The organism is Algoriphagus namhaensis, from assembly GCF_042649705.1.
GTDB lineage: Bacteria > Bacteroidota > Bacteroidia > Cytophagales > Cyclobacteriaceae > Algoriphagus > Algoriphagus namhaensis.
In genome coordinates this window covers 1307058-1323942 of sequence record NZ_JBHRZS010000007.1, presented here as the reverse complement: position 1 = coordinate 1323942, position 16885 = coordinate 1307058, and the positions used below count along the sequence as shown (strand labels likewise).

18 protein-coding genes are annotated in these 16885 nt (G+C 40.3%); 9 read left to right on the top strand and 9 right to left on the bottom strand.

Going from position 1 to position 16885, the window contains the following annotated elements; translation table 11 throughout:
* The first annotated feature begins 87 nt into the window (after nt 1-87).
* The gene (locus ACFOSV_RS14095) at nt 88-1236 is read left to right on the top strand and encodes a methionine aminotransferase (RefSeq protein ID WP_377906661.1); all 1149 of its coding nucleotides are present in this window, start codon (nt 88-90) and stop codon (nt 1234-1236) included.
* Here ACFOSV_RS14095 and ACFOSV_RS14090 read toward each other — a convergent pair.
* The gene (locus tag ACFOSV_RS14090; protein WP_377906660.1) at nt 1226-2683 is read right to left on the bottom strand and encodes a two-component system sensor histidine kinase NtrB; all 1458 of its coding nucleotides are present in this window, start codon (nt 2681-2683) and stop codon (nt 1226-1228) included. The genes ACFOSV_RS14095 and ACFOSV_RS14090 overlap by 11 nt on opposite strands.
* A 284-nt stretch (nt 2684-2967) precedes the next feature.
* Between ACFOSV_RS14090 and ACFOSV_RS14085 the strand changes: the two genes are divergently transcribed.
* From ACFOSV_RS14085 to ACFOSV_RS14060, 6 genes are all read left to right on the top strand, one after another.
* On the top strand, nt 2968-3153 hold the full coding sequence (locus ACFOSV_RS14085; RefSeq protein ID WP_377906659.1) for a general stress protein CsbD: 186 nt from the start codon (nt 2968-2970) through the stop codon (nt 3151-3153).
* A 16-nt stretch (nt 3154-3169) separates the two neighbouring features.
* Nucleotides 3170-3394, top strand: a complete 225-nt coding sequence (locus ACFOSV_RS14080) for a hypothetical protein (RefSeq protein ID WP_377906658.1) — start codon at nt 3170-3172, stop codon at nt 3392-3394.
* A 77-nt stretch (nt 3395-3471) separates the two neighbouring features.
* Nucleotides 3472-3837 carry a response regulator gene (locus ACFOSV_RS14075; RefSeq protein ID WP_377906657.1) on the top strand — a complete coding sequence of 122 codons (366 nt, stop codon included), beginning with the start codon at nt 3472-3474 and terminating at the stop codon, nt 3835-3837.
* 4 nt (nt 3838-3841) lie between these two features.
* The gene (locus tag ACFOSV_RS14070) at nt 3842-5227 is read left to right on the top strand and encodes a sigma-54-dependent transcriptional regulator (protein ID WP_377906656.1); all 1386 of its coding nucleotides are present in this window, start codon (nt 3842-3844) and stop codon (nt 5225-5227) included.
* A gap of 230 nt (nt 5228-5457) precedes the next feature.
* Nucleotides 5458-5955 carry a Dps family protein gene (locus ACFOSV_RS14065; protein WP_377906655.1) on the top strand — a complete coding sequence of 166 codons (498 nt, stop codon included), beginning with the start codon at nt 5458-5460 and terminating at the stop codon, nt 5953-5955.
* Between the two features lie 264 nt (nt 5956-6219).
* Nucleotides 6220-7161 carry a mechanosensitive ion channel family protein gene (locus ACFOSV_RS14060; protein ID WP_377906654.1) on the top strand — a complete coding sequence of 314 codons (942 nt, stop codon included), beginning with the start codon at nt 6220-6222 and terminating at the stop codon, nt 7159-7161.
* A gap of 58 nt (nt 7162-7219) precedes the next feature.
* Here the strand turns inward: ACFOSV_RS14060 and ACFOSV_RS14055 are convergent, their stop codons facing one another.
* Nucleotides 7220-8248 carry a sugar phosphate isomerase/epimerase family protein gene (locus ACFOSV_RS14055; RefSeq protein WP_377906653.1) on the bottom strand — a complete coding sequence of 343 codons (1029 nt, stop codon included), beginning with the start codon at nt 8246-8248 and terminating at the stop codon, nt 7220-7222.
* 85 nt (nt 8249-8333) lie between these two features.
* On the opposite strand from ACFOSV_RS14055, the gene arfB reads away from it, so the two are divergent.
* Complete coding sequence (gene arfB / locus ACFOSV_RS14050; RefSeq protein WP_377906652.1) at nt 8334-8756, top strand: alternative ribosome rescue aminoacyl-tRNA hydrolase ArfB; 423 nt, start codon at nt 8334-8336, stop codon at nt 8754-8756.
* A gap of 1 nt (nt 8757) precedes the next feature.
* Here arfB and ACFOSV_RS14045 read toward each other — a convergent pair whose 3' ends face one another.
* The 3 genes from ACFOSV_RS14045 to ACFOSV_RS14035 form a co-directional block, all read right to left on the bottom strand.
* A complete protein-coding gene (locus ACFOSV_RS14045; protein ID WP_377906651.1) occupies nt 8758-9573 on the bottom strand; it encodes a tetratricopeptide repeat protein in 816 nt (271 codons plus the stop codon).
* 4 nt (nt 9574-9577) lie between these two features.
* Nucleotides 9578-10180, bottom strand: a complete 603-nt coding sequence (locus ACFOSV_RS14040; protein WP_377906649.1) for a 3-keto-disaccharide hydrolase — start codon at nt 10178-10180, stop codon at nt 9578-9580.
* A gap of 114 nt (nt 10181-10294) precedes the next feature.
* The gene (locus ACFOSV_RS14035) at nt 10295-10951 is read right to left on the bottom strand and encodes a metal-dependent transcriptional regulator (protein ID WP_377906648.1); all 657 of its coding nucleotides are present in this window, start codon (nt 10949-10951) and stop codon (nt 10295-10297) included.
* A gap of 105 nt (nt 10952-11056) precedes the next feature.
* On the opposite strand from ACFOSV_RS14035, the gene ACFOSV_RS14030 reads away from it, so the two are divergent.
* On the top strand, nt 11057-13330 hold the full coding sequence (locus ACFOSV_RS14030; protein ID WP_377907312.1) for a TonB-dependent receptor: 2274 nt from the start codon (nt 11057-11059) through the stop codon (nt 13328-13330).
* 31 nt (nt 13331-13361) lie between these two features.
* Here ACFOSV_RS14030 and ACFOSV_RS14025 read toward each other — a convergent pair whose 3' ends face one another.
* The 4 genes from ACFOSV_RS14025 to ACFOSV_RS14010 are packed head-to-tail and all read right to left on the bottom strand — an operon-like array spanning nt 13362 to nt 16881.
* Nucleotides 13362-14045: a hypothetical protein gene (locus tag ACFOSV_RS14025; RefSeq protein ID WP_377906647.1), complete on the bottom strand. Its 684-nt coding sequence runs from the start codon at nt 14043-14045 to the stop codon at nt 13362-13364.
* A complete protein-coding gene (locus ACFOSV_RS14020) occupies nt 14032-14475 on the bottom strand; it encodes a CHY zinc finger protein (protein ID WP_377906646.1) in 444 nt (147 codons plus the stop codon). The genes ACFOSV_RS14025 and ACFOSV_RS14020 overlap by 14 nt, the downstream gene beginning before the upstream one ends.
* 55 nt (nt 14476-14530) lie before the next feature.
* Complete coding sequence (locus ACFOSV_RS14015; protein ID WP_377906645.1) at nt 14531-15085, bottom strand: DUF3347 domain-containing protein; 555 nt, start codon at nt 15083-15085, stop codon at nt 14531-14533.
* A 26-nt stretch (nt 15086-15111) separates the two neighbouring features.
* Nucleotides 15112-16881, bottom strand: coding sequence for an efflux RND transporter periplasmic adaptor subunit (locus ACFOSV_RS14010; protein ID WP_377906644.1), 1770 nt, complete (start codon nt 16879-16881; stop codon nt 15112-15114).
* Nucleotides 16882-16885: the final 4 nt, after the last annotated feature.

Here is a 16885-nt window from a genome sequence, read left to right as displayed (position 1 = left end):
GCGAAGAATAATCCTTTGGGAGAGGTTCAGTTTGTTGGGCAGACTTGATCTTCTATATTTAATCAAACCAAATAATAGCCAAAGCCTGTGATTTCAAAGCTACCTTCCATAGGAGAAACGATTTTTACTACCATGAACCGGATTGCCGCTGAAGCGGAGGCAATTAATCTTTCTCAGGGATTTCCCGGTTTTTCTCCTGATCCGAAGCTTTTGGAATTGATAGCCCACTTTACTCAGAATGGCAATAATCAATATGCTCCCATGATGGGTGTGCCAGAGCTTCGCCACGCAATGGTTGAGAAAACAGCCAAATGCTATGGGGTGAATACCCACCCAGACAAGGAGTGGACCATCGTCTCAGGTGCCACTCAAGCCGTTTTTTCGGCTGTGACTGCTGTAGTAAAAAGAGGCGACGAGGTAATTGTTCTTGAGCCAGCCTTTGATAGTTATGATCCGGCTATTCTGCTGAATGGAGGCATTCCTGTCCATGTAGAACTTAGCCCTGAAGACTTTGCGCCTGATTGGGATTTGATACGATCAAGGATCAATTCTAAAACCAAGCTGATCATTGTAAATACTCCGCATAATCCCAGCGGATACGTTTGGACCAAAAATGATCTTGACCAATTAGCAGAATTGGTCCTTGAGTTTGGAATCTACGTTGTGAGCGATGAAGTGTATGAGCATATCGTTTTTGATGGACGAAAACATCATTCTCTACTTACTCACCCCGTGCTTCGTTCTCGTACTTTTGTTTGTGGATCCTTCGGGAAAACATTTCATATAACAGGCTGGAAAATAGGGTATTGTATTGCTGTACCGGAGTTGACAATTGAATTTCGTAAGATTCATCAATACGTAACTTTTACCACTGTCAGACCTGCTCAGCATGCTCTAGCGGCTTACTTGGAAGATCCCAATCCGTATCTTGAACTGCCAAGCTTTTATCAGAAAAAGCGCGACTTATTTTTAGAGGGTTTAAGCCAAACAGATTTTCAATTTATACCCACTCAGGGAAGCTTTTTTCAGCAAGTCAGCTATGCACATCTCACAGATATGTCTGATATGGATTTAGCAAAAAAGGTAACACGTGAACTTAAAGTAGCCTGCATCCCAGTTTCTAGTTTTTATTCGGATGCCAAAGATCATAAGATTTTACGTTTCTGCTTTGCAAAGGAAGATTCCGAACTAGAGGAAGCAGCAAAAAGATTACAGGGTCTGAGCGCTATTCTGTGATACTTTCAATAGGAGCGGACTTTAGGTAAATGTAAAAGCTAGTACCCTTTCCTTCCTCACTTTCGACTTGAATTGAGCCTCCATGGCTCAAGATGATGTTTTGCACATTGGTTAAGCCTAGCCCACTTCCATTTTCCTTATTTGTGAAGTAGGGTTCGAAGAGGCGATCCATATTTTCCTTTGAGATTCCCTTTCCACTGTCTTGGATTTCAACCTTACAGCCTTCTTTATCCTGACTTGTTTGTACAAGCAGTTGACCAGATCCTTCTTCCATTGCTTCAATCGCATTTACTATCAGGTTGGTAAAAGCGATCTTTATTTTTTCTCCATCGAGTTTGAGTGTGTCAATAAAAGGATCGTAAATGGTCTGAACTTCGATTCCTTTGAGTTCGATACGATCTCCGATTTCCTCCAAAACTTCATCAAGGAGGGTATTGATATTTTGATTTTTGAGATCCAAAGAGGCAAATCGGGTACTGGTGAGCAATTGGCTGACGAGGTCGTTGATACGGTTACAGTTTCGGAGGATTATTTCAAAAAGATCTCCTGATTCATCAAGAACATCCTGGGGTAACTCTAGTCGGAGTTGATCACAAGAAAGCATGATGGTAGTCAGCGGATTTTTGACCTCATGAGCTAATAATCGTGCGATTCGCCCAGTAGATGCAAATTTCTTTAGGGTAAAAGACTCCGCTTCTTTGGCTTTGATCGCAGTTAGGTCCTTGATCATGACTTGGTATGTGGATGGGGAATGCAGAGCGATACTTGTTAAGCTATTGAAGGCTATGCCATTTGCCCCTTTGAGCTTATAATCAAAATCATAAGCTTCTACAATTGATCCGAGCTTTTGGGTAAAGTCTTGAATGTTTTCTTGGTCTAAGATTAAATCCATGAAATAATGACTTTCATAGTTTGGATCATGTGCACTTATACCAAATTTTTCTTCAAACTTTGGGTTGGCCTCTAGAATCTTCCCTGAGGAATCAATCATAAGAAAAGGGTCTGCGGCCTTTTTAAAAATAGAGCTGAATTTTTCTACTTCTTGATTGAGCTTCGCAATCATTTGGGAATCGCGAATGGCATAAAGGATTTTTGATTCTAAATCCAAACTGTCAAATGTGCCTTTGACGAGATAGTCTGAAACTTCCAATTTGATGGCTTCGAAGTTATAATCCACTAGCTTTTTGTCTTGAAGAAGTATGATTGCTGCTTTTGGAGCGAGGGTTTTTAATTCTTGGATGAGGTTTTTATCGGAATTTGTCCGAAACATCGAATCCACAAAAAATAAATCGATATCGTTCAAATTCATGGTTTGAACATCTTTCATTGATTGAGCACCTGTGAGGACAATTTTGGACTCAGTAATTCCACTAACGAGGTCTTGGATGTAATCAAAGTCTTCTGGAAGATGATTCAAATAGAGTACTTGAATGGAAGATTGTGGCATTCTTGGCGTGTTTAATTTTTAAGTTAATAATAACTGAGTGCGTGCAAAAGCTTCATTAAGGCCAGTTATGTTTTTGTTTTCCCAAAAATGGGGAAAAAATTTCCCGAAAATTTTTAAACTCTATTCCAATACTTTTTTTAAAAACAATACAATTCACTGATAAACAGTCATTTAAAATTCTATTTAAATTGAGGCATATGTATTGAACACCTAAGGGCGAAGACTCGAATGTTCCAATTTGGAAAATTACTCGGGTCAATTATTTCACCTTAAAACTACAAGCAATGGATAATCGAACAATTGAAGGAAATTTAGAAATAACAAAAGCAAAATTGAAGCAGAAGTATGGCGAACTGATCAAAGATGATGGGACCATTCTAGATGGACAGGAAGATGAAATTATGGGAAGACTCCAGAAAAAACTGGGAAAGACTAAGGAAGCCATAATTAAAGAAATCGAAAACCTATAATTCAAGACTTATGAAAATGACAAAGAAAAAAATAACATTGATCTCCGGCCTAGCTGCTGGAGCGGTAGCAGCTACTGTTTTATTGAGTAAAGGATCGCTTAAGAAAGCCCAGAAGACTAAGACAGAACGAGCCCTAGACGAGATTCAAACTGAGGCAAAAGCGCTCAAAAAGAGGATTGTAAAGGCCAAAGATAAGGGCCTAGCGAAAGGGAAATCCTTGCTCGGGTCGGTTGGTGCTTGAAGTTTTTTGATAAAAAGGTACCATAGAATTGGTGCCTTTTTTTTTTAGGTATAAATTAAAATGTAAAACTCGAAAGGATGCATAGTGGAGGTTCCAAAATATTGGTGATTGATGATGAGGCAGAAATTAGAAATGCGCTAAGTAGATTTCTAATGAAAAATGGATTTGAGGTTTTTATGGCAGGGACCTTGCTTGAGGGAAAAAAGGCAGTCAGTCTTGAAAAGCCTGAACTCGTTTTTTTAGATGTTAACCTTCCTGATGGGAATGGGCTCACAGCTTTGAAGAATATTCTGGAACAAAGCCAAGAATCAAAATTTGTAGTAATGAGCGCTTTTGATCATGATGAAGCAAGGCAAAAGGCGATTAGTCTAGGTGCCAAAGAATTTTTGAGTAAACCTTTTAATATCCAGCAATTGAACCAAATCGTTCAAACTTACTTGTAACCTTATGGCCAAAATTCTTGTCATCGATGATAACCTAGATATCTGTCAACTTTTAAAAAGATTCCTTACCAAAAAAGGTCACGAAGTAGAAACAACTCTTTCTGGTCAGGAAGGATTAGATAAGGTCAAAAGCCAAGCTTTTGATCTAATTTTTTGTGATTTCAAATTGAGAAAGATGGAAGGAAGAGATGTGCTTAAGCAGGTCAAATCCATTTCCCCAAAAACCAAAGTTGCCATAATTACGGGTTATGCAGATGTCAAAATCGCTGTAGAAGTGATTAAAAATGGAGCTTTTGACTATGTCACTAAGCCATTGATCCCAGATGAATTAGTAAACCTCATTGATCGGGCTATGGATGAAAATGCATCCGTAACTGAGACAAGTAAGAATAAGTCAAAACCAGTGTCCAAAAAAAAATCAGGCAAATCCAATTCCCGATTCCTAAAAGGCAAAGGCCCAAAATCCAAAAAGTTATACAAAGAGGTGAGCTTAGTGGCTCCGACTGATCTTTCGGTGATCATATACGGAGAAAGCGGAGCGGGGAAAGAAAACATTGCTAGGAGTATTCACACTGAAAGCAAGCGTGCAGATCAGCCTTTTATCGCCATTGACTGCGGGGCATTGTCCAAAGAATTGGCTGGTTCGGAGCTTTGGGGGCATGAAAAGGGAGCGTTTACAGGAGCCAATGCAGCGAAACCTGGTCAGTTTGAATTGGCAGATGGAGGCACTATTTTTTTGGATGAGATAGTCAATCTGCCTTACGATGTGCAAGTTGGGCTATTGCGACTGGTACAAGAAAAGAAGCTCCGAAGGGTAGGAGGCACAGTGGATAAAGCCATCGATGTAAGAATAATAGTAGCTTCTAATGAGGATCTTAGGCTGGCAGTTAAGGAGGGTAAATTTAGAGAGGATTTGTACCATAGATTCAATGAATTCAGCCTAACGGTACCAGCCTTGCGCGAGCGGAAACCTGATATTGAGGACTTTGCACAACATTTTTTGAAATTAGCCAATGAGGAATTGGGAAAAGAGGTGGAAGGATTTCGAGATAAGGTGATCAAAACATTTTTGGAATATTCATGGCCTGGAAATCTTCGGGAAATGAGAAATGTAATCCGGAGGGCAGTTTTGCTCGCTGAAGGTGATGAAATTACTTTGAGCTCCTTACCACAGGAGATAGTATTCGCTGAAAAATTTAATTTCGACAGGACTGAGGAGGAAAAGGCTGAAGAAATGCCGGATGACCTTAAGCTAGCCGCGGCAGAAGCCGAAGCTAAAGTTTTGCGTAAAGTGTTAGCGGAAGTAAAGTACAATCGTACTAAAGCTGCCAAGAAACTAGGAATAGATCGAAAAACCTTATTTAACAAAATGAAGGAATACGATATTTAAATCTGCGGCTTAATCGCTACTAATTCATGTGCAATAAATTGCCGATTTGGGGAAAACTTTCTACGCTAGTTTTCTCTATTTTTTTTTGAGAATAGATTTTATTTTTCAAAGGAGCATTTTGGTCAAATAATCCTTGGGTTTAGGGCAGCTTTACCAAAGAACCTTTAGCAGAGGCTCCATGGCATACGAATTGGACCTTATAAGGCGAACCAAAAATTTTTAAAATCATAATGACAACTTTAGAAAAGAATAAAGCGACTTTAAGTAACCATCTAAACTTGGACAGTCAGATGATGGGCGATGTGACACATGATTTGAATAATCTCCTTTCTGACTACCATATCTTTTATCAAAACTTGAGAGGATTCCATTGGAATATTAAGGGTAATGACTTTTTCACCCTGCACGAGCAGTTTGAAGAGCTCTATACCATGGTCTACCAAAATATAGATGAGCTAGCTGAGCGAATCGTAACCATAGGTTTCAAGCCATTGCATTCCTATTCCGAATACCTGAAAAATTCAATCTTGAATGAGGTGACCGATGTGGAAGATGCAGAAGAGTCTGTGAGAAATGTAGTAGATGGTCTAGGATCACTAGTACAGTCACATCGAAAAATAGCGATGGCCGCTGGAGAAGCTGGTGATATCGCAACAGAAGATTTACTCACCAATTTTGTGGGTGAGCTGGAGAAAAGAATGTGGATGTTTACCAAGTATTTGAAATAATTCCACACATTAGATTGATGGAGCCGCAGAGAAATCTGCGGCTTTTTTTTGCCAATATTCCGATGTGCCTGTGAACAAAGACTGATCACAACCCAAACACTTTTAGACGGTAAAAAACTATGAGGAATAATCTCCCCAATCTGCGAAGTCAATCTCTTTTAAGCATGATGACTCATACGTGAAAACGAGGACTAGGGCTATGTGGCCAGTGTTTTAAGGTCTGGCATAAATTTTCTACTGTCAACGGTAAAAGACAAAAAATAAATGGAAGAACTATTAGGAATAGATACCTCAACAATTTTCAACCAAATCACAGATAAATTATCGACTTGGTTTTCCGCTGGAATCAGCCTTTTACCAAACTTGATTTTGGCCATTTTAGTGATTTTGGCCACTGTTTTTATAGGTAGATCAGTAAAGTCACTTTCTCAAAAATACATGATCCGTCTCGGTACCAATGAGACTATCAGTCGTTTTTTGAGTCAACTGTTTTTCTTGGGTATTTTGGTTTTGGGAATCATGATGGCCTTATCTGTCATGGACCTAAGCAAAACTGTTTCATCCATTTTGGCTGGACTGGGAATAGCTGGTTTGGCTTTAGGTTTTGCTTTTCAAGACACTGCTGCCAATTTTATGTCAGGAATCTTTATCACTTTCAATCAGCCTTATAAAATTGGAGATGTGATTGAATCAAAAGATGGGCATCAAGGTACCGTGGTGGATATTAATCTTCGAGTAACCAAAATCCAATCTTTCAATGGTCTAGTTGTTCATGTCCCGAATCGATTGCTTTTTCAAGAGTATTTTATCAATTATTCAGAAAATAAGAAGAGACGAGTGCAGATTGACTGTGGGGTGAGTTATGGGGAAGATCTGGAGCATGTTCAGCGAGTAGCCCTAGAGGCTATGCAAGACTTACCTCATCGGCTGAAATCTGAGGAACCGAGTATTTTTTGGACAGGCTTTGGCGACAGTTCTATAAATTTCACGCTGAATATTTGGGTACAATATTCAGAAGAACAAAAGGATTTTATTCCAGGGCGAAATGAAGCCATCTTATCCTTGAAGAAATCATTTGATCAAGAAGGTATTACAATTCCATTCCCTATCCGAACTTTGGATTTTGGAATAAAGGGTGGTAAAACACTCACCAATCAATTGTCACAGCTCAGCTTGGTTGAATCTACATCAAATGGGACGAAGTAAGGTTCAATAAAAAAAGGCGATCCATAATTGGATCGCCTTTTTCTTTTTGTCTGGATGCTTATGCGTTCAGTGCATTTGCGCAAAAATCTAGGCATTTCTGAACTTCCAAAATAGGATTTGATCCAGATGGGATCTTGTACTCCAATTCAATAGTTGCAGGAAAGTCGTATTGATTTGCCTTCATAGTATTGAGTATTTCGGCGATGGGTGTATTCCCTTGTCCCCAGATCACGTTGTCCTTACCATTTTCAGGGTTTTTTCGATCCTTTACATGGATGCTTTTGATCCTTGAGTGTTGCTTTTCGATCAATGGCATTAAATCCGTATTCCCCGCAGCAATGTAATGTCCCACGTCAAGATTTAGGGCATTGGCAGGGCTTTGCTCCAAGGCGGTATCCCAAAATGTAAAGGTTTCCTGCTCATGTCCATGATAGGCAACAGAGATACCGATTTCTTCAGCCATCTTACCTAGTTTCATGGTATGCTGATCGTCTGATGGATGCTCCAAGGTAACATGGCTAGCACCTAAAGCCTTTGCTGCTTTCATTCCGTAAGCGATCTCACCATCCGTGTTCAGCTTTCCAAAAGTACTTGGCTTAAAAGCATAAATCTCCACGCCTGATGCCTCATACATTTTCCTCAACTCTTCAAATTTTGAAATGTCCGCCTGTTCTCTCCAAGTTGCGACTTCTTTATTATAAGAGTCAATTTTGGCTCTCATTTCCTCAAGGTCCTTTTTCTCGTCATCAGTTATGGTTTCATTTCTTTCTTTACCCATAAGCATAAATAAATCCATTCTGTTGAAGCCGATAGGGATTTTACCTACAAACTCCTCAGCTGGGTCACCCATAAGTTCAACAGCGCTGATTCCCGCCTGATTGATATATCCTAGGATAGCTTCAGCACTTTGATCCTTCATCTGTCGAAAGGAGTACGTAATACAACCGATTTTCACTCCATTAATGATCGAACCATTTTGGTTGTAAGATTTAATGATATTCGGAGCCCCATGCAGCCATGCCGGAGCTACTGCAAGTCCAGCTGCACCGAGTAGGGAGGTTTTTAAAAATTCGCGTCTTTTCTTCATGAGTTTAGGCAAAAGTGGTTTATCGAAAATAATTTAATGATTTTTGAACAAGAATGATAATGACAGCGGAATAGAATATTTTGAAATGGAGAATTCCATCAATGAGCGAGTGCGCAAGGGAGAGTTTTTGAACGAATTGAAATTCATCACTTCAAGAAGTGGAGGACCGGGCGGGCAAAATGTAAATAAAGTCGAGACAAAGGTTCAGTTGAATTTTGACATCAAGGCTTCTGAACTCCTAAATGAAGCTGAAAAAGAGATCGTACTTTCCAAACTCAAAAACAAAATTACGGATGAAGGCGTCTTGCAAGTCACTGTGCAAGAAAAGCGGTCTCAGCTCCAAAATAAGGAGATTGCAATCCGAAAATTTCAGGAATTACTCCGGAGCGCTTTTGTGAAAAAGAAAATCCGAAAGGCAACAAAGCCTAAAAAAGGAGCCATAGAAAAGCGACTAAAATCCAAAAAGATCAATGCTGAAAAAAAGGCAAATCGAGGCTGGAAGAGATAACTCAATAATCATTGAGAAGCGTTTCCATTCGTCTAGCCAAAGTATGCTTCTGGTCCAATTCAAGGCATTTATTAATCGATTTTTTCGCTTCTGAGTACTTTTCTTGATCATACAAAATACGCCCCTTAGTGTAATAAAAAGCCGGACTATCTTCAGTTCCCAATAATTCTGAGAGCTCATCAAGTGCCAGCATTGCTTCTTTACTTTGGCACAGTTCTGAAAAGCACAGTGCTTGATAACTTTTAAAGAAAGCACTCTTGTCGAAAATCTGCCGATTTGCCATGGAGTCCAAAGTGGCTTTAGCCCCATAGATACCATGGATCGCTTCCATATATTCTGCCTCGATGTAAATTTCTTCGGGATAAATTTGCAAAAAGGACTGGGACGTTGAAAATAGTTTATCTCGGAATTCGCTGACCATCTCTGGCTTTATACCCAATCCTCTATCTCTATAGTCTATGATTTTCAAGCTGCCCAAATAGACCTCCAGTAATTCCCGTTCAAAACCTTCCGCTTCATCCTTCTTTTCTTCTAGCATTTGGTAGATTTCCATTCGCTCCTCTGGTTCATTGGAGATTCTTCCCACTTGACTCCAGCCCAACAAAAAATCAGGATCATTTTCAACAGCATTTCGGAAAGACTCTTCTGCCAAGGTCCACTCTCCTAAGTCTAGTATTCTTTGCCAACCTTGATGATAGGCGATGAGTGCTTCTTCCGAGGAAGTGCCATAAGAAAAACCTTGACCTAAAGTGGGGAAGTGAAGACAGGTAAGGAAAAGAATGAAAAGAAACCTTTTTCGAGTTTTCTTTAAGGACATTAGATTACTTTTTGGATAAATCTTGGATTTTCAACTTTCTAAAACTCACTTCTCCACTCCCCATGGCTTGTAACGCAATAAAACCTTCCTTTAAGCTGGGATCCTCAAGATCCACCGTTTGAACCCCGTTCACCCAGGCTTTCAGCTTATTGTCTTTCAATTCGATCTCATAAGTATTCCATTGATCTATAGTTTCTACATAATTCAAGGGTGGAGCAATGTTAACGACAGCACCTGTGCGAAAGTCTTGATTGGGATGTAAATCCCAGATATTGAATTCATAACAATCCACGAAGCTGATTTCTTTGTTTTGGCAGCGCAAATAAATCCCTGAATTGATACTACTATTGGGTTTGAACTCTACCGTAAGTCGGAAACTAGAATACGCCGCTTTGCTCATCACGAAGCCTACCGTATCATTCACTGTGCCATGAAGTATTCCCTCCTCAATGGTCCAATCTGCAGCACCGAAAATTTCCCAACCTTCAAAGTCAGACTCAAGCGTACCTTTGGATTGATTGCATGAAAGAAGGCATGTAAAAAGGAAACCAAGACAGATTGCCTTTAGAAAAGTGAGAGGAGAGGAAAGGTTACGTTTTGAATTCATGGCGAAAGATTTGTTAAACAGGGTTGAATTCAAATTAGCGGAAAATATTGGAATAATGATCCTTATTAAATAAAGAGACCATAGGCTTAAATTTTGGCAAGTTGAATTCAAGAATTACATAACCTTGACCAAAAGCTTCTGGCATACTTTTTCACTCAAAGTTTCAGATTCGTGATTTTCATAAGAAACCACTAAAGAATGGTCATAAGCTTCCTTTGATAGGATTTTGAGTTCTAGGCCTAGGCGAAGCTGTCGACCATTAAGGAACTCCAGAAAATCTGAGGAGCTGTTGGTAAGACCCGCCAAAATAACAGTCTGACCAGGTTTGCATTCCACAAGGCTGAGATAGTTGATTTCTTGAACCCGTCCTGATTTATCAGGAATGGGGGAGCCGTGAGGATCGATTGTCGGGAATCCGAGCATTTCATCCATTCGCTCAAAAAATTTAGGGGCATGAATATGTTCCATTTGTTCGGCGATCTCATGAACTTCTTCCCAACCAAATTTCATCTCATTTACTAAAAACATTTCTGTCAGTCGATGCTTTCGAATGACAAGGGCTGCAGCCTTTTTGCCCTTTTCGGTCAAGGTCACTGGCTTGTATTTTTCATAATCCACCCAACCGTTTTTCTGCATGGTTTTCACCATACTATTAACCGTAGGTTTACTCACTGCTAGCCTACTTGCTAATTCTGAGATATTTACCTGTCCACTTTCCTGTGCAAGGTTAAAAAGGGTTTTTAAATAATTCTCTTCTGTTTGAGATGCCATTTTTTAGAGTTTGCAGATTCAAATATGTTAATTTTTTTTCAATAACAATTTTGTTAGCGTAGTCTAACTTTATACTTTTGTAATACTAATTCAATTTAGATCATGATGAAAAGGTCCATTCTTCTTTTCATAAGTTTATTCATCTCATTCGCTTCCTTTAGCCAAAGTCAAAGGATTACTGGAAAAGTCTTGTCTGGTGGTGTTGGACTTGAATATGCCAATGTATGGATTAAAGATGCTTCAATAGGAGCCGTCACTGATCAGGAAGGTAGGTTTACATTAACGGTTCCTAAACCAGGAAAATACACGATACAGGCTTCATTGATGGGTTTTGGGAGTGTTCAACAATCAGTTGATGTCAGCTTGGATTCTGAATCTGAGCTCGTTTTTGACCTGAAACAATTAGACACCAGTTTGGATGAAGTGGTGGTTTCAGGTACTATGCAGGAGGTATCCAAGCTAGATAGCCCTGTGCCGGTGGAGGTATACAGTAAGACATTTTTTAAAGCCAATCCTACGCCCTCATTGTTCGAATCCCTTCAAAATGTAAATGGAGTACGACCACAGGTCAATTGCAATGTTTGCAACACTGGTGATATTCATATTAATGGGCTTGAAGGTCCATATACCATGATATTGATTGATGGGATGCCCATTGTCAGCGGTTTGGCCACGGTATACGGACTCACCGGAATTCCTCAGGGTTTGATCGATCGCATTGAAGTGGTCAAAGGCCCTGCATCCACATTATATGGATCGGAAGCCGTTGGAGGTTTGATTAATGTGATTACTAAAACACCGTTTAAAGCTCCTCAGGTTTTTGCGGATGCTTTTGTGACTGGCTGGGGAGAGACCAATTTAGATTTAGGATTTCGAAGCAATTTTGGGGAAAATGTGCAGTCGCTCACTGGTATCAATGCATTTTACTATGGCAATCCCATAGACAATAATGAGGATGGATTCACTGACCTAACCTTATCTGAACGAATCTCCATTTTTCAAAAACTAGACATCAAGCGTCCTCAGGGTAGGGTTTTTAATGTAGCGGCGCGATACGTGTACGAGGATCGCTGGGGTGGAGAATTGAATTGGACCCCAGAATATCGAGGAGGAGATGTAATCTACGGTGAGAGTATCTACACCAGTCGCTGGGAGACTTTCGGGACCTACCAGATCAAAAGCTCAGAAAACCTGAATTTTATGTTTTCCGCCAATGGCCACAATCAAAACTCAGTCTATGGAGATACCGAATATTTGGCAGATCAGATCATTGGTTTTGGACAGTTGACTTGGGCAAAAAGCTTAGGCAAACATAATTTATTGACAGGACTTGCCTATCGCTATACTTATTACGACGATAATACACCGGCCACATTTAGTGAAAAGGGAACAAATGAACCTTCTGTGACCCATTTGCCAGGGTTGTTTGTGCAGGATGAAATCAAATTAAGCAGTTCCTCCACCGTCCTTCTAGGTGGTCGATTGGATTACAATTCTGTGCATGGTTCCATTTTTTCGCCCCGTGTGAATTACAAGCTTTCATCTGCGGATAAAAACACGGTTTTGCGTTTATCAGCAGGTAATGGCTTCCGTGTGGCAAATGTCTTTACCGAAGATCATGCTGCGCTTACAGGTGCCAGAGAAGTGGTTTTTGCGGAGGAACTAGATCCGGAAACTAGCTGGAATGCCAATGCAAACCTAGTTCGAAAAATCTACACCGATGGAGGTACTTTTATCGGATTGGATGCGTCAGCGTTTTACACCCATTTCACCAATCGAATCATCCCAGATTATGAAACCAACCCCAATCAAATCATCTACGACAATCTGGACGGAACTGCGACATCTAAGGGCGTTTCGATGAATGTAGATGCAGTTTGGGCCAATGGCTTTAAAGTCATGGGAGGAGTGACCTTGATGGACGTCAGCATTGAAGAGGAGGGGGTCAGCACTAGACAATTGCTTACCGAGCGTTTTTCTGGTGTGTGGACGATAGGGTACAATTTCTCAGACCTCGGTCTTACGGTTGATTATACGGGAAATGTCTATAGCCCCATGCGTTTGCCTTTATTGGGTGCATTGGATGATAGACCTGAATTTTCTCCATGGTTTAGCATACAGAATATCCAACTCACCAAGACCCTTGGAGACAAATGGGAAATCTATGGAGGGGTGAAGAACCTTTTGAATTTTACGCCTCCAGCCAATTCCATTGCCAGAGCTTTTGATCCTTTTGATCGGGGAGTGGATTTCGCACCGGATGGATCGGTGATCCCTACACCATCAAATCCGAATGCTCTGACTTTTGACCCCACCTATATGTTTGCCTCCAATCAGGGAATTAGGGCATTTCTCGGAGTTAGATTGAGTATCCAATAGCAGATTGGCTAACGTTCATTCACTCGAATTTTTACAACCTTTTTTTCTGAGTGACAAAAAATAAGGTAAAGCCGCTTAAAATGGTGGCAAGTCCGAATAAGGAAAAGCCCCTCAAGAGCCAATTGTTAAAATTATCTCGACCAGCATAGTCCATGGTGTGAAACATCCAAAGTGCATCAAACCATCGCCAACTTCTATGTCTTACTCGTTCAAAATTTCCATTCTTATAGTCGACATAGGCAACAAGATTTTCGGGGTGATCAAACTGCACTTGCCAAACAGGCATGGCTCTATCACGAATTTCATGATGCGAATCCACTTGCTCAATTAAAATGGCTTCTCGCACAGGAATATCTGAAACAATATGCATTTTAGCGATTTCTATCGCTTCTGATTCAGTAATAGCTTCCCGGATTACACCATTTTTTGCATCAAATAGAAAGTTTTCATTCACCCAATAAAACGGCTCCCCAGCTATTGACCTTAGTTCAAGAGAATAAATACCTTGATCAAAATTCAACTCAGAAGGTGAAAAAAGCGGCTGATCGAAGGTAACCGGTGCAATCACTTCCCTAAAGTGATCACCATGGATCTCATCAATGTCTGTCCAAGAGAAGTAAATCCCAGAAACGGTCCACAACAAAAATTGTATCCCAATAAAAACACCTAAAAATCGGTGGGTTCGTCTAATGTAGTATTGATTATTTTTTCTCATTGTGGGTTTTTGTCTCGAAATACAAATGATAGTGTTTGCTACATCCAGGATTGAAATTGGATTTACAATGAGGACAAGTATTATTAGAATTCATGTATTCTTGAATGCCTAGTTCATTCCCACAAACCCCGCAAAGAATCGCTTTTTGATCAAATTCTTCCTTTGGCCAGACTTTATGATCATGATCTGCTTCTTCTTCATGGCAGGAAAAGCAAGGGTAATACTTATCGCAACATTTGAATTTGATGGCAATGATGTCCAATTCTGAATGCCAATGCACGCATCGGGTTTGATTGTCCACTGGCTTGCCAAAGACATTTATACCTCGGATTTCAGAGACTTTTAATGGTTCCAATAGCTTTTCTTGTCCAAAAGAAGACCAAGAAATCAGACATAGAAAGAGTGCGAACAGTGATATTTTTAGCTTCATATATGAGGTAATTAAGAAAGCGAACCTAAAAATAGAATTCGCTTTCAATTTGAAATCAATTCATGGCCAAGGTTTCTTCAACTTTGCCGCAAGTCAACATGGAACTTCCAAAAAGTGGGTTTTTGATGTCTTCAGATGCACTAAGCCACATACCGCCTGTGTTGTTCTTATACATGGGGCAATACTGCTGATAGATTGTTCTATCTGTGCCGACTACTTTTAAGATTTCTTTCATCCCCACACTTAAGGCTTGAAAGCTTTCGCGTTGACTAGCGATATCACCTGATACCAATTTTTCAGCTTCTGTCAATACTTGAGCCTTTAGATCTTCTAGATCAGCCTCAGCATCAAATTCTCGAATCGCATTCACTAATGTCTGACTTTCAGCTGCAGCTGTAGCCTGGTCATCAGCTACTAACGCGTCCTTTACCGAAAGGTAGGCATCAATCATGTCAGTCGTTGAAACAGAGGTTGAAGATGCCGTAGGAGTTGATACAGTCTCTTGTTTTGCTTCATTCTGCATCTCTTGACCTTCCTGATTTTCAGTTTTTTCTCCACAGGAGAATATTGCAAAACATAGGGTAAGGGCGATGATTAGAGATTTTTTCATATTTAGAATATAAAGGTTTAGTTTAATTAATGTTGGTGAGTTGGGGCCGGGCTAGGAGCTGAGTCAGAAAGATTCATCACGGGCTGGCCTTTGAGATATGTCTGTTTTACTTCCCCACATGTAAGCATCGAAGCACCAAAATACGGGTTGGTAATGTCTTTTCTTTCGCTCAACCAATAGGCTCCTTGATCTCCAAATGCCATGGGACAGTAATCTTGGTAAACAGCATCTTTATTAATCCCGAATGTTTCTGTCATTTCTAGAATATGGAAAGAAAGCATTGAAAAATACTTTCTGGATTCATCAAGGTTTGAAGAAGAAGAAATCTTTGCACTGGCGTCTTTCAGTCCAGCCAATTGAGCCATCCAGGAGTCATGAGCTTTATCTGATACCAAAGACATATTTACTTGAGCAAGACTTTCATTTAGATTGCTTATCACTTTTTTGGTTCCTTCCAGGTCATCCTTAACCAAAGCATTTTTCACTTCGAAATATGCATCTGCAACTATTGTGATTTGTGCTCTAAATTCAGGAGCTACTTCAATTGATTTGGTTTCAGGTCGGTTCATCATGCTGTATTGACCTGACAGCTGAGCAGCAGCATCGATGGCAAAAACCCCATTAGTAACGACCTCTTCTCCAGATTGCAGTCCAGATTCAATTTGATAATTTTCTCCCGATCTACTGCCCAAAGTGACTTCTCGCATTTCAAAGGAAGGCCTTTCACCAGCCACTTTCACATAAACCACTGAGCGCTTCCCAGACCAAAGGACAGCCGTTCTCGGGACACTGATGCCACTTTCAGACCCTTTGTTTTGAGTTTTGATTTTGGCCGTGACAAACATTTCTGGTTTTAATTTTTGTCCTGAATTGCTTATTTCTACTCGTATCGACGCTGCTCTGGTGTTGGGGTCCAAAAGCGGATCAATAAATGATACTTTGGCTTGGAAAGTTTCGCCAGATAGACCTGAAACAGAAAAATTTATAGGATCTCCCAGTTTGATAGAATTCAAATCTGCTTCATAAGCATCCAATAAAACCCAAAGTTTGTTCAGGTTGACCACATTGAATAATACTTGGCCTGTATTGACATAGTCTCCTACGGATATATTCCGCTGGGTGACCACACCGCTTTGATCCGCCAGAATATCGATCTGATCTTTCACAGTGCCTCCTTGCTCAATCGCTAGAATTTGGCTTTCATTTAGTTTCCAAAGTCTAAGTTTTTCTTTTGAGGCTTGATAGAGCTCGGGAAAGTCATTTTTGCTCTTGCTTGCTTCTATCAATTCTCGTTGGGCTGAAAGTAACTCAGGAGAGTAAATAGTTGCCAATTTTTGCCCTGCTTGAACTCTTTCACCTGTGAAGGTGACAAAGAGTTTCTCTATCCTTCCTGGAAATTTTGCCGTTACAGATGCATTCTCGCGTTCATCGGCTTGAATTTTTCCTGTCAAGAAAAGCTCACCTGAGGCATTGCTTCCGCCGACTTTGGTTGTATGGATTTGTGCTAAAGCCACCGCTTCAGGAGTCATTTCATAAACCATAGGATTACCGGACCCCGAGGTCATTTGAGTGGCTGGAATCAAATCCATCCCACACAAAGGGCAAGAACCTGGTTCTCCCAATTTGATTTGAGGATGCATGGAGCAAGTCCAAAGCGTATCTTCTCCAAATACGGATAAATGCTCGTGACTGGCCTCGGAGCTTTCAGCCCCTGGCTTTATAATCCACCCGAGTATTCCACCAAGAAGTAAGGTGCTAACAATGAGGATCACTTTATTTTCAAATATCTTTTTCATGGAA